This window comes from Rhizobium sp. Nf11,1 (assembly GCF_050587665.1).
Taxonomy (GTDB): Bacteria; Pseudomonadota; Alphaproteobacteria; order Rhizobiales; family Rhizobiaceae; genus Rhizobium.
The window spans coordinates 149,124-168,009 of sequence record NZ_JBOBHU010000014.1; the positions used below are offsets into that span (position 1 = coordinate 149,124).

At 62.0% G+C, this 18,886-nt stretch carries 22 protein-coding genes; 14 read left to right on the forward strand and 8 right to left on the reverse strand.

What is annotated here, in order from left to right:
- Window positions 1-22 precede the first annotated feature (22 nt).
- From ACQ7C1_RS21075 to ACQ7C1_RS21085, 3 genes are all read right to left on the reverse strand, one after another.
- Complete coding sequence (locus ACQ7C1_RS21075; protein WP_085779655.1) at window positions 23-976, reverse strand: acetyl-CoA carboxylase carboxyltransferase subunit alpha; 954 nt, start codon at window positions 974-976, stop codon at window positions 23-25.
- Between the two features lie 62 nt (window positions 977-1,038).
- Window positions 1,039-1,992 (reverse strand): site-specific tyrosine recombinase XerD, encoded by a 954-nt coding sequence (gene xerD, locus ACQ7C1_RS21080; RefSeq protein ID WP_085779654.1) that lies wholly within the window; start codon window positions 1,990-1,992, stop codon window positions 1,039-1,041.
- Between the two features lie 5 nt (window positions 1,993-1,997).
- Window positions 1,998-2,174: a hypothetical protein gene (locus tag ACQ7C1_RS21085; protein ID WP_430959667.1), complete on the reverse strand. Its 177-nt coding sequence runs from the start codon at window positions 2,172-2,174 to the stop codon at window positions 1,998-2,000.
- A 148-nt stretch (window positions 2,175-2,322) separates the two neighbouring features.
- Between ACQ7C1_RS21085 and ACQ7C1_RS21090 the strand changes: the two genes are divergently transcribed.
- Genes ACQ7C1_RS21090 through ACQ7C1_RS21100 form a run of 3 tightly spaced genes read left to right on the forward strand, consistent with a single transcriptional unit; the run spans window position 2,323 to window position 5,347 of the window.
- Window positions 2,323-2,910, forward strand: coding sequence for a shikimate kinase (locus tag ACQ7C1_RS21090; protein ID WP_085779653.1), 588 nt, complete (start codon window positions 2,323-2,325; stop codon window positions 2,908-2,910).
- Window positions 2,907-4,037, forward strand: coding sequence for a 3-dehydroquinate synthase (gene aroB / locus ACQ7C1_RS21095; protein WP_430959668.1), 1,131 nt, complete (start codon window positions 2,907-2,909; stop codon window positions 4,035-4,037). Before ACQ7C1_RS21090 ends, aroB begins: the two co-directional genes overlap by 4 nt.
- Entirely contained in the window at window positions 4,034-5,347 is a 1,314-nt protein-coding gene (locus tag ACQ7C1_RS21100; protein WP_430959669.1) for an HlyC/CorC family transporter, read from the forward strand. Before aroB ends, ACQ7C1_RS21100 begins: the two co-directional genes overlap by 4 nt.
- 47 nt (window positions 5,348-5,394) lie before the next feature.
- On the opposite strand, the gene ACQ7C1_RS21105 is transcribed toward ACQ7C1_RS21100, so the two are convergent.
- Window positions 5,395-5,679 (reverse strand): BolA family protein, encoded by a 285-nt coding sequence (locus ACQ7C1_RS21105; RefSeq protein ID WP_176536407.1) that lies wholly within the window; start codon window positions 5,677-5,679, stop codon window positions 5,395-5,397.
- A 102-nt stretch (window positions 5,680-5,781) separates the two neighbouring features.
- Between ACQ7C1_RS21105 and ACQ7C1_RS21110 the strand changes: the two genes are divergently transcribed.
- The 5 genes from ACQ7C1_RS21110 (at window position 5,782) to ACQ7C1_RS21130 (ending at window position 11,288) form a co-directional block, all read left to right on the forward strand.
- Complete coding sequence (locus ACQ7C1_RS21110; protein ID WP_085779650.1) at window positions 5,782-6,399, forward strand: J domain-containing protein; 618 nt, start codon at window positions 5,782-5,784, stop codon at window positions 6,397-6,399.
- Between the two features lie 309 nt (window positions 6,400-6,708).
- On the forward strand, window positions 6,709-7,701 hold the full coding sequence (gene cobS, locus ACQ7C1_RS21115) for a cobaltochelatase subunit CobS (protein ID WP_064805316.1): 993 nt from the start codon (window positions 6,709-6,711) through the stop codon (window positions 7,699-7,701).
- Between the two features lie 13 nt (window positions 7,702-7,714).
- Window positions 7,715-9,616 (forward strand): cobaltochelatase subunit CobT, encoded by a 1,902-nt coding sequence (gene cobT / locus ACQ7C1_RS21120; RefSeq protein ID WP_097601562.1) that lies wholly within the window; start codon window positions 7,715-7,717, stop codon window positions 9,614-9,616.
- Between the two features lie 21 nt (window positions 9,617-9,637).
- Window positions 9,638-10,663 (forward strand): esterase-like activity of phytase family protein, encoded by a 1,026-nt coding sequence (locus ACQ7C1_RS21125; protein WP_430959670.1) that lies wholly within the window; start codon window positions 9,638-9,640, stop codon window positions 10,661-10,663.
- A gap of 58 nt (window positions 10,664-10,721) precedes the next feature.
- Window positions 10,722-11,288 carry an adenylate kinase gene (locus tag ACQ7C1_RS21130; RefSeq protein ID WP_430959671.1) on the forward strand — a complete coding sequence of 189 codons (567 nt, stop codon included), beginning with the start codon at window positions 10,722-10,724 and terminating at the stop codon, window positions 11,286-11,288.
- Window positions 11,289-11,294: 6 nt separating this feature from the next.
- Here the strand turns inward: ACQ7C1_RS21130 and ACQ7C1_RS21135 are convergent, their stop codons facing one another.
- Window positions 11,295-11,930: a VUT family protein gene (locus ACQ7C1_RS21135; protein ID WP_430959672.1), complete on the reverse strand. Its 636-nt coding sequence runs from the start codon at window positions 11,928-11,930 to the stop codon at window positions 11,295-11,297.
- A gap of 109 nt (window positions 11,931-12,039) precedes the next feature.
- A complete protein-coding gene (rpmB, locus tag ACQ7C1_RS21140; protein WP_008527777.1) occupies window positions 12,040-12,336 on the reverse strand; it encodes a 50S ribosomal protein L28 in 297 nt (98 codons plus the stop codon).
- 240 nt (window positions 12,337-12,576) lie between these two features.
- On the opposite strand from rpmB, the gene ACQ7C1_RS21145 reads away from it, so the two are divergent.
- Window positions 12,577-13,356, forward strand: coding sequence for a DUF3108 domain-containing protein (locus ACQ7C1_RS21145; protein ID WP_430959673.1), 780 nt, complete (start codon window positions 12,577-12,579; stop codon window positions 13,354-13,356).
- A gap of 30 nt (window positions 13,357-13,386) precedes the next feature.
- The gene (gene yddG, locus ACQ7C1_RS21150; protein ID WP_430959674.1) at window positions 13,387-14,277 is read left to right on the forward strand and encodes an aromatic amino acid exporter YddG; all 891 of its coding nucleotides are present in this window, start codon (window positions 13,387-13,389) and stop codon (window positions 14,275-14,277) included.
- Between the two features lie 3 nt (window positions 14,278-14,280).
- On the opposite strand, the gene ACQ7C1_RS21155 is transcribed toward yddG, so the two are convergent.
- Window positions 14,281-14,703, reverse strand: a complete 423-nt coding sequence (locus ACQ7C1_RS21155; RefSeq protein WP_183705350.1) for a cupin domain-containing protein — start codon at window positions 14,701-14,703, stop codon at window positions 14,281-14,283.
- The gene (gene gloB / locus ACQ7C1_RS21160) at window positions 14,703-15,473 is read right to left on the reverse strand and encodes a hydroxyacylglutathione hydrolase (RefSeq protein ID WP_183705352.1); all 771 of its coding nucleotides are present in this window, start codon (window positions 15,471-15,473) and stop codon (window positions 14,703-14,705) included. Before gloB ends, ACQ7C1_RS21155 begins: the two co-directional genes overlap by 1 nt.
- A gap of 53 nt (window positions 15,474-15,526) precedes the next feature.
- Between gloB and ACQ7C1_RS21165 the strand changes: the two genes are divergently transcribed.
- The 4 genes from ACQ7C1_RS21165 to ACQ7C1_RS21180 all read left to right on the forward strand — a co-directional run.
- Window positions 15,527-16,303 (forward strand): class I SAM-dependent methyltransferase, encoded by a 777-nt coding sequence (locus tag ACQ7C1_RS21165; protein ID WP_088390792.1) that lies wholly within the window; start codon window positions 15,527-15,529, stop codon window positions 16,301-16,303.
- A 123-nt stretch (window positions 16,304-16,426) separates the two neighbouring features.
- Entirely contained in the window at window positions 16,427-17,524 is a 1,098-nt protein-coding gene (gene hisC, locus ACQ7C1_RS21170) for a histidinol-phosphate transaminase (RefSeq protein WP_176536408.1), read from the forward strand.
- Window positions 17,521-18,447: a prephenate/arogenate dehydrogenase family protein gene (locus tag ACQ7C1_RS21175; protein ID WP_430959675.1), complete on the forward strand. Its 927-nt coding sequence runs from the start codon at window positions 17,521-17,523 to the stop codon at window positions 18,445-18,447. Before hisC ends, ACQ7C1_RS21175 begins: the two co-directional genes overlap by 4 nt.
- 9 nt (window positions 18,448-18,456) lie before the next feature.
- Window positions 18,457-18,886 (forward strand): GNAT family N-acetyltransferase (locus ACQ7C1_RS21180; RefSeq protein WP_430959676.1); only part of this gene is annotated, 430 nt, incomplete at its 3' end.

Consider the following 18,886-nt stretch of genomic DNA (forward strand, 5'->3'; position numbering starts at 1 on the left):
TCGCTGAAAAGCGCAACTTATCTTAGAGGTTGCGGCCCATATTGAGGAATTTCTGACGCCGCTCATTGCGCAGCTGTTCGCCGGAACGCGATGCCATTTCGCCGAGCGCATTGGCGATCACGTCGCCGGTTGCGGCGATCACGCTATCGGGATCGCGATGGGCGCCGCCGAGCGGCTCGGAAATGATGCCGTCGATGACGCCGAGCGATTTCAGGTCTTCGGCGGTGATCTTCATGTTGGTCGCCGCTTCCCGGGCGCGGGTCGAATCGCGCCAGAGGATGGAGGCTGCCCCTTCCGGGGAAATGACGCTGTAGATCGAATGCTCGAGCATGTAGACCCTGTTGCCGGTGGCAATCGCGATCGCGCCGCCCGAGCCGCCCTCGCCGATGACGACGGAAACGAGGGGAACCTTGACGCCGAGACACATTTCCGTCGAGCGGGCAATCGCCTCGGCCTGGCCGCGCTCCTCGGCGCCGACGCCGGGATAGGCGCCGGCCGTATCCACCAGCGAAATGACGGGCAGGCCGAAACGGTCAGCCATTTCAAGGATGCGGATTGCCTTCCGGTAGCCTTCCGGCCGGGGGCTGCCGAAATTGTGCTTCAGGCGAGTCTTGGTGTCGTTGCCCTTTTCCTGGCCGATGACGGCGACGGGCTGGCCGCGGAAGCGGGCAAGGCCCGCCTGGATCGCGGCATCCTCGGAAAACTTGCGGTCGCCGGCAAGCGGGGTGAATTCCTGAAACAGCGTCTTGGCGTAATCGACGAAATGCGGGCGCTGCGGGTGGCGGGCGACCTGCGTCTTCTGCCAGGCATTGAGCTTGGAATAGATTTCGACGATCGCTTCGCGGACGCGAACCTCCAGCCTGCCGATCTCATCGGTGGTGTCGATGCTCTCGTCTTCCATTGCGAGCTTCTTCAGCTCGATGATCTTGCCTTCGAGGTCGGAGATCGGCTTTTCGAAGTCGAGATAATTGTGCATGAGGTGCGTTTCCGTTCCTTGTGCCCGGGGCGTTTTCCTGGCTCCGCCCCTTGTCGCCGGTCCTATTCGTGCTTTTTCGCCTGTTTGGCAAGGGGGTGATGCATCTGGACGAGCTGCTGCAGCCGCTCTTCGAGGACATGCGTATAGATCTGTGTGGTCGAAATGTCCGAATGGCCGAGGAGTTCCTGCACGACGCGCAGATCGGCGCCGTTGGCAAGCAGGTGGCTGGCAAAGGCGTGGCGCATGACGTGCGGCGAGATCAGCGACGGCGTCAGGCCGGCGCGGATCGCCAGGTTCTTGAGGTCGCGCGCGAAAACCTGGCGCGGCAGGTATCCCTCCTTGGAGGCGGCAGGAAAGAGCCAAGGGCTTTCCTGCGGCTCCTTCGCCGCGGCGGTCTCGGTCGCCAGTAGGCGCCCATACGATTTCAGGGCCGCGATCGCGGAGTGCGACAGCGGCACCAGCCGCTCCTTGTTGCCCTTGCCGCGGATCATCAGGAAACGGCCCTCCTGGTCAAGTACGCGGGCCGGTAGCGAGACGAGTTCGCTGACGCGCATGCCGGTGGCATAGAGCAGTTCCAACAGCGCCAGCATGCGCAGGCGCTGCAACTGGCCCGGAGCCGGATCGTCGGCCTCGGCCTGCGCTTGCGACAGCAGCCTGCCGACCTCCTCGACCCCCATCGTCTTCGGCAGCGGACGCCCCTTCTTCGGCGCATCGAGAACGCCTGTGGGGTCGTCGGTCCGCAGGCCCTCGGCATAGAGGAACTTGTAGAATTGCCGCATCGCGGCGAGCCGGCGTGCTTGCGAGGAGGGCTTGAAGCCCTGGCGGGCGAGCGAGGCGAGATAGGCGGCCAGGTCGGCGGAACCTGCTTCGGTCAACCTTATGCTGCGGCCGTTCAGGAAAGCGCTGACATCGTCGAGGTCGCGCTGGTAGGATTGCAGGGTGTTGGCGGCAGCGCCACGTTCGGCGCTCATCATTTCCAGGAAGGACTCCACGTGGACGCGGCTTAGATCCATCATCTCACTCACTTCCCGGTCGTGCCGATTGTGCCCGTCGCCGGCGGGTTGACCCGCTCGGAGGGAAGACGAATCGTCACGTCGCGCGGCTCGGGCTCGACGAAGGTCACGAGCGCCCACATCGCTCCGTAAACCGTCCCGGCGAGGATCGCGCAGAAGAACAGGAAACGGAACAGGGTCGGCATCCGGCAACTCCTTCATGCTGTGCTTCTGTTATAAGAAGCGTATTCGCAAGTGCAAGAAGCGCCATTCGAGCCATGATTCCCTTGTCCGCGACTTGACGCTCCACCTGCATTTGTCGATACGGTTTGCAAACAAAGTGTGAATGGACCGATGAGTGAACCACTGCTGACCGTTGCTGACAGCCTGAAAGACAGAGCTCGCGCTGCGCTCGGTTCACGCAATCTGATCCTCGTCGGCCTGATGGGCGCCGGGAAATCCTCCGTCGGGCGCATCGTCGCCAGCCAACTCGGCATTCCCTTCATCGACAGCGATCATGAGATCGAGCGGGTGTCGCGCATGACCATTGCCGAACTTTTCGCAGCCTATGGCGAGGAAGAGTTCCGGGCGCTGGAAACGCGAGTGATGAAGCGGCTCCTGAAGAGCGGACCGCGCGTCGTCTCCACCGGCGGCGGCGCCTTCATCAATGACCGCACCCGCAGGCATATAAAAAAGGGCGGGCTGTCGATCTGGCTGAAGGCTGATCTCGACGTGCTTTGGGAGCGGGTCAACAAGCGTGACACGCGGCCGCTGCTCAAGACCGAAAATCCCAAGCAGACCCTCGAAAATCTGATGAAGGCGCGTTACCCGATCTATGCGCAGGCAGACCTCACCATACTCTCGCGTGATGTGCGCAAGGAAATCATGGCGGACGAGGTGCTGAAGGCCGTGGTCGAACAGAAAGAAAGTGCAGCGTCATGAATGCGATAAGCTCCACCTCATCAGTCCAGACGGTGCATGTGCCGCTCGGCGAGCGCGCCTATGACATCCTGATCGGGCCAGGGCTGATTGCGCGGGCCGGCGCCGAGATCGCCTCGCGTCTCAAAGGCCGCAAGGCGGCCATCATCACCGACGAAAACGTCGCTCCGCTCTATCTCGAGGCCGTCGTCGCGAGCCTCAATGCGGCAGGTATCGTCTCGGCCGAGGTCGTGCTGCCGCCCGGCGAAAAGACGAAGAGCTTCGAACATCTCATTGATGTCTGCGACAAGGTGCTCGAAGCCAGGGTCGAGCGCAACGACTGCGTGATCGCGCTCGGCGGCGGCGTCATCGGTGACCTCTCGGGTTTTGCCGCCGGCATCGTCCGCCGCGGCGTGCGCTTCGTGCAAGTGCCGACTTCGCTGCTGGCGCAGGTCGATTCCTCCGTCGGCGGCAAGACCGGCATCAATTCTCGCCACGGCAAGAACCTGATCGGCGTCTTCCATCAGCCGGACCTGGTCCTGGCCGATACGGATGTGCTGAATACGCTGAGCGGGCGGGAATTCCGCGCAGGCTACGCCGAGGTCGCAAAGTATGGGCTGATCGACAAGCCGGATTTCTTTGCCTGGCTGGAAGCGAACTGGAAGTCGGTGTTTACGGGCGGCTCGGCCCGCATCGAGGCCATCGCTGCCAGCTGCCAGGCGAAAGCCGATGTCGTCGTTGCCGACGAGCGGGAAACCGGCCAGCGGGCGCTGCTCAATCTCGGCCATACGTTCGGGCATGCGCTGGAAGCGGCGACCGCTTATGACAGCCGCCGCCTGGTGCACGGTGAGGGCGTATCGATCGGCATGGTGCTGGCGCATGAATTTTCCGCACGAATGAACTTTGCGAGCCCGGACGATGCGCAGCGCGTCGAGCGGCATCTGAAGGAAGTCGGCCTGCCGACCCGCATGGCGGATATCATGGGCGAGCTGCCGCCGGCTGAATCGCTGATGGATGCGATCGCGCAGGACAAAAAGGTCAAGAGCGGCAAGCTCACCTTCATCCTGACGCGCGGCATCGGTCAGTCCTTCGTCGCCGACGATGTTCCGGCATCCGAAGTGCTCAGTTTTCTCCGGGAAAAACATCCTTGACGACGATCGAAGGCGCTTTGGCGTTTCTTGCGACCTACTGGCCGGAGATCCTTTCGATCACGGCGCTCGTGCTGACGTCCGCCTTTTTCTCCGGCACGGAGACGGCGCTCACCGCCGTTTCGCGCAGCCGCATTCATACGCTTGAGGTCAACGGCGATGAACGCGCCGGCCTCGTCAGGCAGTTGATCGAACGGCGCGACCGGCTGATCGGTACGCTGCTGATCGGCAACAATCTTGCCAACATCCTCTCTTCCTCGATCGCCACCAGCCTTTTTCTCGGGCTGTTCGGCAGTTCGGGTGTGGCGCTGGCGACGCTCGCCATGACCATCATCCTCGTCATCTTCGCGGAGGTGCTGCCGAAGAGCTGGGCGATCTCGGCGCCGGAACGCTTCGCGCTCGCCGTCGCATTTCCCACCAGATTGTTCGTCGCCATCGTCGGCCCGGTGTCCTCCTTCGTCAATGCGGTTGTGCGACAGATCCTGGCGCTGTTCGGCATCAATCTTTCGCGGGAAGTTTCGATGCTGACGGCGCATGAGGAGCTGCGCGGCGCCGTCGATCTGCTGCACCGCGAGGGATCGGTGGTGAAGGCCGACCGCGATCGCCTCGGCGGCGTGCTCGACCTCAGCCAGCTGGAGCTATCAGACATCATGGTCCACCGCACCAAGATGCGGGCGATCAATGCCGACGATCCGCCGGAATCGGTGGTGCGCGCCATTCTTGAAAGTCCCTATACGCGCATGCCGTTGTGGCGCGGCACGATCGACAACATCATCGGCGTCGTCCACGCCAAGGATCTTCTGCGGGCACTGGCCGAGCCGAACATGGAGCCGCAGAATCTCGATATCGTGAAGATCGCGCAGAAGCCGTGGTTCGTGCCCGACAGCACCAATCTTGAGGACCAGCTCAACGCTTTTCTGCGCCGCAAGCAGCATTTCGCCGTCGTCGTCGACGAATATGGCGAGGTGCAGGGCATCGTCACGCTGGAGGATATTCTCGAGGAAATCGTCGGCGACATTTCCGACGAGCACGATATCGAGATGCAGGGCGTGCGTCAGGAAGCGGACGGCTCTGTCGTCGTCGATGGCAGCGTGCCGATCCGCGATCTCAACCGCGCGCTCGACTGGAACCTGCCCGACGAGGAGGCGACGACCATCGCCGGCCTCGTCATCCATGAATCGATGACCATCCCGGAAGAGCGTCAGGCCTTCACCTTCTACGGCAAACGTTTCGTCGTGATGAAGCGGGAGAAAAACCGCATCACCAAGCTGCGCATCCGCCCCGCGCAGGAAGACGACACAAAACCGGTGTGATCCGTTTGGATTGCCTGCGCCTTATACCCATATAGGCTGCTGTGCCGCTACCAGCGGGTGGGTTCACCAGGTGCCGCCGGTTCGACGGCCAGCGCGTGCAGGCCGGCATCGAGCTCCGGTTTCAACAGATCGGTGATCGCCCGGTGGCGCGCCAGGCGGGAGAGGCCGGCAAATTTAGTCGAAACGATCCTCACCCGCATGTGGGTTTCGCCGGTGCCCGTGATGTCAGGCTGGTGGCCGGCATGCAGATGGCTTTCGTCGATGACGCTCAAGCGTTCGGGCGCGAAGGCTTCGATAAGTTTTTCTTCGATGCGGGTCCGCAGGGTCATCATCCGGTCTTGCTGCTTCGCGAAAAGGGTTCCCACCAAGCCAGCAACATTCCCATTTGTCAATTCTTGTTGTCGCCTCGCGACAGCCCCATAATTAGCGCCGCCATGAGACTTGATTCAAAATACTTCGATCGCATCCGCACACGCCGCAAGCGCGAGCAGGAGACAGAGCAGGCGCCGCCTACCTGTCAATGGGACGGCTGCGATAAGAAAGGTGCGCATCGCGCTCCTGTCGGACGCAATGCGGAAGGCCAGTTCTTTTTGTTCTGCTTCGAGCACGTCAAGGAATACAATAAGGGCTATAATTATTTCTCCGGCCTTTCGGACGGCGAGATCGCGCGCTACCAGAAAGAGGCGATCACCGGCCATCGACCGACATGGACCGTCGGCGTCAATAAGTCGGCCAAGGACAGCCCGTTGCATTCCGAGGTGCGCTCCGGCGCCTACTCGCGCGTTCGCGATCCCTTCGGCTTCGTCAAGGAAGGCGGCAAGGGCAGCGGGCCGCGCTTTCCCCAGGCGCGCAAGCTGAAATCGCTCGAAAGCAAAGCCTTCGACACGATGGGTCTCCACGCCAACGCGACCTCGGCGGAGATCAAGAGCCGCTACAAGGAGCTGGTCAAGAAGCACCATCCGGATGCCAATGGCGGCGACCGCGGCTCGGAAGAGCGTTTCCGCGCCGTCATCCAGGCGTATCAATTGTTGAAGCAGAACGGTTTTTGTTAATTCCCGTCCTTGCTCTTGGGCTTCAATCGGGTATGGTCCAAATCGGCTGAGGCCGCAGGCAAACGCGGCTCCTATCTGCGTGTTTTCCCGACATCGCCTCGGCCGACCTTCCGGACGCGGCGTTTCTTGTCCGGGACTCTTTCAAGAATGCTCGCACGCGGTCATCATCCCGCCGAGGTTTCGTTTCAGTCCCGGAGAAGTATCGCCGACGTTCCGACCTGGACGGGCGCGGAATAAAATCGCGGCGTCACGGTTGCGACATGGCCTGAGACAGTTTGGCCGGGTGGCTTCACCCGCCTTGGAGACATGATGAGCAAGATCGACCTCGATATTTCAGAACTGCCCGACACTACCGTTTCGGTCCGCGAGACCTTCGGCATCGATTCCGACATCCGCGTTCCTGCCTACAGCAAGGGTGACGCCTATGTGCCGGATCTCGATCCCGACTACCTGTTCGACCGCGAGACGACGCTCGCCATTCTCGCAGGCTTCGCGCATAACCGCCGCGTGATGATCTCCGGCTATCACGGCACGGGCAAATCCTCGCATATCGAGCAGGTGGCGGCGCGCATCAACTGGCCCTGCGTGCGCATCAACCTCGACAGCCATGTCAGCCGTATCGATCTCGTCGGCAAAGACGCGATCGTCGTCAAGGACGGGCTGCAGGTCACCGAGTTCAAGGACGGCATCCTGCCTTGGGCCTATCAGCACAATGTCGCGCTCGTCTTCGACGAATATGATGCCGGCCGTCCCGACGTGATGTTCGTCATTCAGCGCGTCCTGGAATCGTCAGGCCGCCTGACACTGCTCGACCAGAGCCGCGTCATCCGGCCGCATCCGGCTTTCCGCCTGTTTGCGACTGCAAACACGATCGGCCTCGGTGACACCACCGGCCTTTATCACGGCACGCAGCAGATCAACCAAGCGCAGATGGACCGCTGGTCGATTGTCACGACGCTGAACTACCTGCCGCATGATCACGAAGTGAATATCGTCGCCGCCAAGGTGAAGAGCTTCGGCAAGGACAGGGAAGGGCGTGAGATCGTCTCGAAGATGGTCCGCGTTGCCGATCTGACGCGCGCCGCCTTCATGAACGGCGATCTTTCGACCGTCATGAGCCCGCGCACGGTCATCACCTGGGCCGAGAATGCCGAAATCTTCGGCGATCTCGCCTTTGCCTTCCGCGTCACCTTCCTCAACAAGTGCGACGAGCTGGAGCGCCCGCTGGTCGCCGAGCACTATCAGCGCGCCTTCGGCGTGGAGCTGAAGGAAAGTGCTGCCAACATCGTCCTCGGAGCCTGAGGCCCGACCGATCATGGCAGCTCGCGGTGACAATTCGAAAGCAAAGCCCGGTGCGCCCGTCGACGTCGAGCCGTTGCGCCGGGCGATATCCGGCTGCGTCCGCTCGATCGCCGGCGACGGCGATGTCGAAGTGACCTTCGCCAACGAACGGCCTGGTATGACCGGCGAGCGCATCCGGCTGCCGGAGCTTTCCAAGCGGCCGACGGCGCATGAGCTGGCGGTCACCCGCGGGCTAGGCGATTCCATGGCATTGCGCCTCGCCTGCCATGACGAGAAGATGCATACGACGATGGCGCCGCAGGGCTCCGACGCCCGAGCGATCTTCGATGCGGTCGAGCAGGCGCGTGTCGAATCGATCGGGACGCTGCGCATGGAGGGCGTGGCGGCGAACCTGCGTTCCATGACGGAAGAGAAATATGCCAAGGCGAATTTCACCGGCATCGAGCGCCAGGAAGACGCGCCGATCGGCGAAGCCGTCGCCATGATGGTGCGCGAGAAGCTGACCGGCCAGCGTCCGCCTGCCTCCGCCGGCAAGGTGCTCGATCTCTGGCGCGGTTTCATCGAAGACAAGGCGGGGGCTGAACTCGGTAACCTGTCGGGTGCGATAAACGACCAGCAGGCCTTCGCCAAGGTCGTCCGCAACATGCTGTCGGCGATGGAAATGGCCGAGGAGTATGGCGACGACGACAGCGAAGCTGACAATGACGATCAGTCGGAGCAGGAAGACCAGCCGAGCGGCGAGGAGCAGGACCAGGACGAGGTCGACGAGGATGCCGGCACCGATGCCGCCCCGGTCGAGGACAGCGAGGTTTCCGACGAGCAGATGGAGGACGGCGAGACTGAAGGCGCCGAAATCTCCGACGACGACATGATGGAAGAGGGCGAGGACGATTCGGAAACGCCTGGCGAGACCCGCCGCCCGAACACGCCTTTTGCCGATTTCAACGAAAAGGTCGATTATCACGTCTATACCGAAGAGTTCGACGAGATCATCACCGCTGAGGAACTCTGCGACGCCGCCGAGCTTGAGCGCCTGCGCGCCTTTCTCGACAAGCAACTGGCGCATCTGCAGGGCGCGGTCGGGCGCCTTGCCAACCGGCTGCAGCGCCGCCTGATGGCACAGCAGAACCGCTCCTGGGATTTCGATCTGGAGGAGGGCTATCTTGATACGGCCCGGCTACAACGCATCATCATCGACCCGATGCAGCCGCTCTCCTTCAAGATGGAGCGGGACACGCAGTTCCGCGATACGGTCGTCACCCTGCTCATCGACAATTCCGGCTCCATGCGCGGCAGGCCGATCACGGTAGCCGCCACCTGCGCCGACATTCTCGCCCGCACGCTGGAGCGCTGCGGCGTTAAGGTCGAGATTCTCGGCTTCACCACGAAAGCCTGGAAGGGCGGGCAGGCGCGTGAAACCTGGCTTGCCGGCGGCAAGCCGCAGACGCCGGGTCGTCTCAACGACCTTCGCCACATTGTCTACAAATCGGCCGACGCGCCGTGGCGGCGGGCACGCGCCAATCTCGGGCTGATGATGCGCGAAGGCCTGCTCAAGGAAAACATCGACGGCGAGGCGCTGATCTGGGCGCATAACCGCCTGCTCGCCCGCCGTGAACAGCGCCGCATTCTGATGATGATCTCGGACGGCGCGCCGGTCGACGATTCGACGCTGTCCGTCAATCCGGGCAATTATCTCGAGCGGCATCTGCGCGCCGTCATCGAGCAGATCGAGACGCGCTCGCCCGTCGAACTGCTGGCAATCGGCATTGGTCACGATGTAACGCGCTACTATCGCCGCGCCGTGACGATCGTCGATGCGGACGAGCTTGCAGGCGCGATGACCGAACAGCTCGCCTCGCTCTTCGAAGATCAATCCGCCCAGCCTCGCGGCGGCCGGTTACGCCGTGCCGGCTGACGCGGGAAGGAAACATATCGAATGATGGTCAAGCGCCTGTGCCGCGCGGCATCAATCTCGCTCTGCCTGGTAGGGGGAGCTTCCGCGGCGATGGCCGGCGACGAAATACCCATAATTAGCCGGCAAATTACCGATTACAGGATCGGATCGTCGGAGACGACGTTCGGCTCGCTGGAATTCCTCGGCGGGCTGGAGATGGTTTCCAGCCGAGCGTTGTTCGGCTCGCTTTCCTCCATCCGTTTCCGTCAGGACCAGAAACACTTCATCGTCGTGCTCGATACCGGCCAGTGGCTGACCGGCAGCATCGAGCGCGATGCGAGGGGCAGGCTTTCAGGCCTTTCTCAGGTCGAGATCACCCCGATGAAGAACCGCGCCGGCCGCAGCCTCGAGGGCAAGGGCTATATGGATGCCGAGGGCGTGGCGCTCGATGGCGACCGGATATTGATCTCTTTCGAGCAAAATCATCGCGTCGACGTTTATCCCGATCCCGGCTTTGCCGCATCGCGCGCGACCGCTACCCTGCCGATCCTTATCCCGCGCAAGATGCTGAGCGACAATCGCGGTATCGAAACCGTAGCCGTGGCACCCGCCTCCAGTCCGTTGAAGAGCGGCGTGGTCATCGTCTCCGAGCGCGGTCTCGACAGCGAGGGCAATCGGATGGCGGCTATTCTCAGCGGCCCGCTGAAAGGGCTGTTCTCGATCAAACGCGATGGCAGCTTCGACGTCACCGACGGTGCTTTCCTGCCGGACGGCGACCTGCTGCTCCTGGAGCGGCGCTTCAACATGGCCGAAGGCATCGGCATGCGGCTTCGGCGCATCAAAGGCGCCGATATCCGGCCGCAGGCCGTCGTTGATGGCGAGTTGCTGCTCGAAGGCAATTTCAACTCGCAGATCGACAATATGGAAGGGCTTGACGTGTTTCAGGCCGCCGACGGCACGACCCATATCATCATGGTGTCGGACGACAACCATTCGATCCTGCAGCGCAATCTGATGCTGGAATTCCGGCTCTCCGATAGCCGCATGCTCAGCGCGGCGTCAGATTGACGTCACATGTCCCGGCTATGCCATTGTCGCGTCGAGAGCAGCTTTCGGAGGGACAATCATGGTGCATATTCATATCATGGGTGCATCCGGTTCCGGCACGACTTCGCTCGGTCATACGCTTGCCGAACGACTCGATATCGCCCATCTCGATACTGACGATTTCTTCTGGCTGCCGACCGACCCGCCATTCACGACGCCGCGTGACGCCGACGAACGCATTCGGCTGCTGCTTGCAGAAGCGGCACGGCATGACGGCTGGGTCCTCTCCGGATCGGCGCTGAAATGGGCGAGGCAGATCGAGCCGTTCTATGAACTGATCGTGTTTCTCAGGATCGAGCCGGAGCTGCGGATGGCGCGGATCCGCGCGCGGGAGATTGCCCGCTACGGAGACAGGATCGGGCCTGGCGGTGACATGGAAATCAAAAGCGGGGAATTCATGGAATGGGCGGCAAGTTACGACACGGCCGGTCCGGAACGCCGCAGTCTTGCAGCGCATGAGCAATGGCTGGAAACGCAGACGGCCCCGGTCCTGCGGCTTGATTCGTCACGAGAGATCGATGATCTGGCTGCAGAGGTTCTGCTGCATCCCGCAATCGCCGCCGGCGCGGTCCGGCAGCGCCGTTGAAAGGCTTTAGCTGACGCGTGCGGGCTGCATCGGCCGCAGCACGTTCATCAGCGCGCCATAAGGCAGCAGCATCACGAGGCCGACGATCATCTTGACGGCGAAATCGCCGATCGCCCAGGAAATCCAGCGCGGGGCCTCTATGGCGAAGATGCCGAGGACAGGAGCTGCTTCGAGCGCAAAGGGCTCGTTCGGGCCGAGGAAGACGAAAAACGCGGCAAAGGACAACGAGAAGAACATCACCGTGTCGAGCGCCGAGCCGATCAGCGAGCCCAAGAGCGGCGCGCGCCACCAGGCCTGGCGGCGAAGGCGGTTGAAGACGGCGATATCGAGCAACTGACCGGCGAGATAGGCCGAGCCGGAGGCGATGGCGATGCGTGGCACCGAGGTGAAGAAGGACAGCGTCACGCCGACGACGAAGCCGGCAAAAACGACCTTGCGGGCTGCCTGCGGGCCGAACTGACGATTGGTCAGATCGGTGATCAGGAAGGCGATCGGATAGGAGAAGGCGCCCCAGGTCAGGATGTCGGCCAAGTTGATGCCCGCGACTTCGGCGTTCAGCGGAAACTGGACGAGGAAGTTGGAGGCGACGACGACAAGCGTCATCAGTGCGACATAGGCAAGCGTATAGCGGGTCTTCAGCATTTTTTTATCCTGGGTGATGCCACCAGTTGGAGTGCCCAGGCAAAGCAAAAGGCTTGTCCGGCATCATCCGTTCAAGCCTTTTGAAGCCGTATGAAAGAAGGTCAGAAGCTTACGCAGCAGCGGCTTCGGCGGTCTTCTTGACGATCTGACGGCGCAGCAGGCGCGCGCGCATCGACAGTTCGTTTTCGCTTGCCTTGATCAGGAAGGCATCGAGGCCGCCACGATGTTCGACGGAGCGAAGAGCCGCAGCCGAAACGCGAAGACGGTAACGCTGGTTGAGAGCGTCGGAGATCAGCGTTACCTGGCACAGGTTCGGCAGGAACCGGCGCTTGGTCTTGTTGTTGGCATGGCTGACATTGTTACCAGTCAGGACGGCCTTGCCGGTCAATTCGCACACGCGGGACATTGAACACCTATTCTTGTTTTTCTCGGGCCATCGAATTGCTATCCCCGGCAAAACCGGGCTCGCAATCCAACAGGCATGATTGGAAAGTTGCGGTTCTATAGTCAGAGAGGCTGCGCGCGTCAAGCCAAACCTTGGCCTTTCCCGCAATTCTGTCAAAAAGCTGCTGTTTTCTTCTCTTTACGGCAGGAGTATAGAGCGTTCGGCAGGGCTGCCGGCGCGCGGCAAGACAAGGCTTCACTCATGGCTCATTCGGGCAGACGCATTTTCATTTCGGCCATCGCCGCACTCCTTGCCATACCGGCATCGGCGGCCGAAATCCAGCATCAGACCGTCTATCGGGTGACGCTTGCCGGCCTGCCGATCGCGCGTGCGGCGTTTCTGACGCAGATCGAGGACGATCACTCTTACAAGATTGCCGGCGATATCAAATCCGCCGGGCTTGCCGATCTCGTCAAGACGATCTCGGCAAAGACCAGCGTCACCGGCGTCGTCCGTAACGATCGGCTGCAGGCGCTGAAATATTCGCTCTATTACAAGAGCGGCAAGAAGGCCCGCGTCTACGAGGTCAGCTACCGCAACGGCAACATCATCTCGGCAACGACGACGCCGCCGCCGAAACGGCCGAAGAACTGGATCGACGTCACGCCGGGCGACATGCGTTCGGTGCTCGATCCGATCTCGGGCCTTGTTTTCACCGGGGATACCAAGGTCTGCGCGCAGACGCTGCCGATCTTCGACGGTGAGACGCGCATGGACCTCGTGCTTTCGCCGAAAGGCGACGAGGATTTTTCGACCGACGGCTTCAAGGGCAAGGCGGTCGTCTGCGGCGTGCGCTTCGTGCCGCGCTCCGGCTACAAAAAAGGCCGCAAGGACATCGACTATCTCAGCAAGAGCGACCGCATGGAGATCTGGTTTGCCAAGTCGGAGGCGGCCAATGTATATGCTCCGGTCTATGTGCGCATTCCCACGGAATATGGAATGGTGACGATCACTGCCGTCAAATATGGCAGTGTCAGCTGACGGAGCTTTCGCCTCCGTGAAGGGGGACAGGTGAAGCTTCGTGCGACGGTGGTCGGTTTTACGGCTATTCTGATGTGGTCGTTCCTGGCACTGCTGACGGCCGGCTCCGGAAAGATGCCGCCCTTCCAGCTTTCGGCCGTCTGCTTTGCGATCGGCAGCATTCCCGGCCTCGTCATGCTTGTCCTCAATCCGGCGCGGTTGGCGTTGCTGAAGCAGCCGCCAAAGGTCTGGATAACCGGTATTGCAGGCTTGTTCGGCTATCATTTCCTCTATTTCACCGCGCTCAGGAACGCGCCGGCGGTGGAGGCGGGACTGATCGCCTATCTCTGGCCGCTCTTGATCGTGGTCGGCTCAGCGCTGCTGCCGGGCGAACGGTTGCGCTGGTATCACGTGGCGGGCGCGCTTGCCGGGCTTTGCGGCACCTTCCTGATCGTCGGCCGCAACGGCATCGATTTTGACGGCGCCTACGCGATCGGTTATGGGGCTGCCTTCCTCTGCGCCTTCACATGGTCGGGCTATTCGCTGCTGACCAGACGTTTCGACGCCGTCTCCACAGATGTCGTCACCGGTTTCTGCCTTGCAACCTCCATCCTGTCCTTCTTCAGCCATCTCTGCCTGGAGGCGACCGTCTGGCCGGAAACCAGCCTCGAATGGGCCGCCGTCGTCGGGCTCGGCCTCTTCCCGGTCGGGGCGGCTTTCTATGCCTGGGATTACGGCGTCAAGAATGGCGATATCCAGATTCTCGGCGCGGCAAGTTATGCCGCGCCGCTGCTTTCGACGCTCATCCTGACGTTGTTCGGATTTGCCGAGCCGAGCTGGCGCATTGCTCTCGCCTGCCTGCTCGTCACCGGTGGAGCGGTGCTCGCCGCCCAGGAAATGTTCCGCCGCAAAATTCCGGCGCAATCTGCGGCAGCGGAGTAGCCCTCAGTCGCCCGGCTTCCAATCCGCCGGCGCCATCTCAAAGCTCGAAAATTCGAAGCCGGGCGAGACAGTGCAGCCGACCAGGGTGAAGTCGCCGAGCGGTTCGGCCGATTGCCACCAATTGGCGGGGATGATTGCCTGCGGCCGCTCGCCGGCGGCAAGGTCTGTTCCGAGCGTCAGGGTTTCGCTTGTCATCCCGTCCTGCGAGCGGTGCAGCGCCAGCGGCGCACCCGCGTGATAATGCCAGACCTCGACCGCGTCATGGACGCGATGCCAGTGCGAACGCTGTCCTTTTGTCAGCAGATAATAGATCGCCGTCGAATGGCCGCGCTCTCCACCCGCCGTGTCGCGGAACGTCTGCACGTACCAGCCGCCTTCGGGATGCGGCTGCATGCCGAGCTCGCGAATGATCTTCTCAGGCGACATCAGAAATTGTCCTTGCGCTTGCGGATCTCGGCAAAGACCTCCTCATTCGTCTTGCCTTCCATGATCAGATTGCGGCGGATCGCGGGATCGGCGGCGCGCAGAAACGGGTTGGTTTCCTTTTCCAGCCCGAGCGTCGTGGGGATGGTGAATTTGCCTTCGGCGCGCCGAGCTTCGATCTCGGCAGCGCGGCTTTTCAGGCGCTCATTGTCGGGATCGACCGTCAGTGCGAAGCGGGCGTTGGACAATGTATATTCGTGGCCGAAATAGACAGCGGTCTCGTCCGGCAGCACCGCGAGCTTCTGCAGGGAATGCCACATGTCGGCGGCGGGGCGTTCGAAAAGGCGGCCGCAGCCGAGGGCAAACAGGGTGTCGGCGGCAAAGAGCAGCTTGTCGTCGACGAAGTGATAGCAGATGTGACCGGCGGTGTGACCGGGGGTCTCAATGACCTTGACCGTGTGATCGCCGAAAAGAAAGCTGTCGCCATCGGCCATCGTTCGGTCGAGACCGGGAATGGCGATGGCCTCGTTGATCGGGCCGATGATCTCGCAGCCGAACTGCTCCTTCAGCGTCAGGTTTGCGGCGACATGATCGGTGTGGTGATGCGTGGTGAAGATGTGGGTGATCTTCCAGCCGCGGCGTGTTGCCGCTTCCAGGATCGGCGCCTCCTCCGGCGCATCGATCGACGCGGTAAATCCTGTCTCCGGATCGTGCACGAGCACGCCGAAATTGTCGGTGCGGCAGAGAAAAACGTCTAATTCCAAAGGTTTCATCTTCAAACAATCCCTTGTCCCACGACTCTCGCGGGAATGTAGAGACTCCGGCCTTGAAGTCCAACCGCCCGCTGATAACATTTATCGCGATGCACGCAGATATCGTCGACCTACGTCAATTCTATCACTCCGACCTCGGGCGTCTTGCCGAGCAGTCGATCGCCATGGCGCTCTCGTCGCTCTGGGTGCGCCTGCCGCAGGAGCGTCTCGTCGGGCTCGGTTATGCCGTGCCTTTCCTCGATCGCTTCCAGGCCGATACCGAACGCACCTTCGCCTTCATGCCGGCCGGACAGGGGGCGGTGAACTGGCCGATGGGCTCGCTGTCGTCGACGACGCTGATTTTCGATGAGGAACTACCGCTGCCGGATTCCTCAATCGACCGGGTGCTGATGGTGCATTCGCTCGAGTTCGCGGAAAGCCCGCGCGAGACGCTGAAAGAGCTTTGGCGGGTGCTGGCACCGGGCGGGCGGCTTGTTATCGTGGTGCCGAACCGGCGCGGGGTCTGGGCCCGCATGGAACACACGCCCTTCGGCTCGGGCCGGCCCTATTCCCGCGGTCAGCTGACGCATCTGCTGCGCGAGACGAATTTCACGCCGGGTGCGACCGCCGAAGCGTTGTTTTTTCCGCCCTCGAAACTCAGAACCATCCTGCGCCTTCGCCGCGCCTTCGAGCGGATCGGCCGCACTTTATGGCCAGCCTTTTCGGGTGTCATCATCGTCGAGGCGCAGAAGCGGCTCTATCAGGGGTTGCCGGTCGCCGCCCGCGCCTCCCGCCGTGTCTTCGTGCCCGTTCTCGCGCCGCACGGCGTACCGACCACACGCAACAGCTGAAGAGCGTGGGACAATTCTCCGGTTGCTTGTGTCGCGCCCATGCCTCTCGACAACAATCACATTCCGCTTTAATGCCACTTGGTCATTTTCCGGAAAATCCAAGGTCGACCCATGAGCGTTGAGATGAGCAAGCCCGTTCCACGTCCCGGTATTCTCGATATCGCATCCTATGTGCCGGGCAAGGAACATGCGCCGGGTGTCGCCCGCGTTTACAAGCTCTCCTCCAACGAGACGCCGCTCGGCGCCAGCCCGAAGGCGATAGAGGCCGTCAAGGCAGCTGCCGACAATCTGGGACGTTATCCCGACGGGCAGGCGGTCGAACTGCGCGAGGCGATCGCCGCTGTACATGGCCTCAATCCGGCAAACATCCTCTGCGGCAATGGTTCCGACGAGCTGCTCGGCCTGTTGTGCCATGTCTATCTGGGCGCCGGTGACGAAGGCATCATCACCGAGCACGGCTTCCTTGTCTACAAGATCCAGATCATGGGCACGGGCGCCATGCCCGTCATCGTCAAGGAGAAGGACTATACCGTCGACGTCGACGCGATCCTGGCGGCGGTGACGGAAAGGACGAAGATCGTCTTCATCGCCAATCCCGGCAATCCCACCGGCACATACGTTCCCGTCAGCGAGATCCGCCGCCTGCAGGCCGGCCTGCCGAAGCATGTCGTCCTCGTGCTCGATGCGGCCTATGCCGAATATGTACGCCGCAACGATTATGAAGCCGGCATCGAGGTCGTATCGTCCAGTTCCAACGTGGTGATGACCCGCACCTTTTCGAAGGCCTACGGTCTTGCGGCTCTGCGCGTGGGCTGGATGTATGCGCCAGTGGAGATCGTCGACGCCGTAAACCGTGTGCGCGCTCCGTTCAACCTGAATGCGGCCGCGATCGCCGCCGGTGCCGCGGCCATCCGCGACCAGGCCTTCGTCCAGCAGGCCGTCTCTTTCAACCAGATGTGGGTGGAGACGCTCACGGAGGCTCTCGAAGCGATCGGGCTGAAAGTGACGCCGTCCGTCGCCAATTTCGTCCTTATCCACTTCCCCGATATCGACGGAAAGCGCGCGGCCGATGCCGACGAGCTTTTGACGAGCCGCGGTTATATTCTCCGCGCCGTGCGCAGCTACGGCTTTTCCAATGCGCTGCGCATGAGCATCGGTCCGGAAGAGGCCAATCGCGGCGTCATTGCCACGCTGCGTGAGTTCATGGGACGGCAGGCATGAGCGTGCTGTTCGATCGCATCGCGCTGATCGGCATCGGCCTGATTGGCTCTTCGCTCGCCCACGACATCAGGCGGCTCGGGCTTACCAAGGAGATCGTCGTTGCGACACGCAGCGCCGAGACGTTGAAGCGCGCCGAAGAGCTCGGTCTCGGCGACCGCTATACGACCTCTTCGGCCGATGCTGTTCGAGATGCCGACCTCATCATCGTTTCGGTTCCGGTCGGCGCTTCGGAAAGCGTGGCGAAGGAAATCGCCGGCAATCTCAAGCCCGGCGCTATCGTCACCGATGTCGGTTCCACCAAAGCATCCGTCATCGCGCAGATGCAGCCGCATATGCCCGACAATGTGCATTTCATCCCCGGCCATCCGCTGGCCGGCACGGAAAAATCCGGCCCGGATGCCGGTTTCCCCGGCCTCTTCGAAGGCCGCTGGTGCATCTTCACGCCGATTGCCGGCACCGACGAGACGGCGCTGAAGCGGCTGCGCGGCTTCTGGGAAGCGCTTGGATCGAAGGTCGACGAGATGGATGCGGAGCATCACGACAAGGTGCTCGCGATCGTTTCGCACCTGCCGCATATCATCGCCTACAACATCGTCGGCACCGCCGACGATCTGGAGACGGTGACGGAGTCCGAGGTTATCAAATATTCGGCCTCCGGCTTTCGCGATTTCACCCGCCTTGCCGCTTCTGACCCGACGATGTGGCGCGACGTCTGCCTGCACAATCGCGATGCGATCCTCGAAATGCTGGCGCGCTTCTCAGAAGATCTCGCCTATCTGCAGCGCGCGATCCGCTGGGGTGAAGGCGACAAGATTTTCGAACTCTTCACTCGCACGCGCGCCATCCGCCGCTCGATCATCCAGGCCGGCCAGGATGTCGACGCCCCCGATTTCGGCCGCCCCCACGCGCTGGATAAGAAGTAGATTCTCGCGATGGTGGAGGTGGCGAGCGCAAGTCAGGCGGATATCGACTGGCTGGCTCGCGAGGATGCCACTGCAGGCAAGGTGTGGGTATCGCGATGCGTCGCGCTTGGCGAATATCTCGTTGCCAGGGAGGCCGGCGAGATCGTCGGCTTCCTGCGCTTCTCCCGCTTCTGGGGCAGGGTTCCCCATATGGAGATGATCCGCGTTCTGCCCGGCCATCGCCGGTCGGGCGTCGGCACCGCGCTGTTTCTCGCCTGGGAAAGAGCCATGCGCGGCGAGGGCGCTCGGCTGCTGATGACGTCGAGCGAATGCGATGAGAGCCGGCCGCAGGACTGGCATCGGCGTAACGGATTTACAGAAACCGGTGCGCTCGAGCTGCCTGGTCTGCAATCGGTGCCTGAGGTTTTTTTTATCAAGCGGATTGACCTTCCCAGCACTC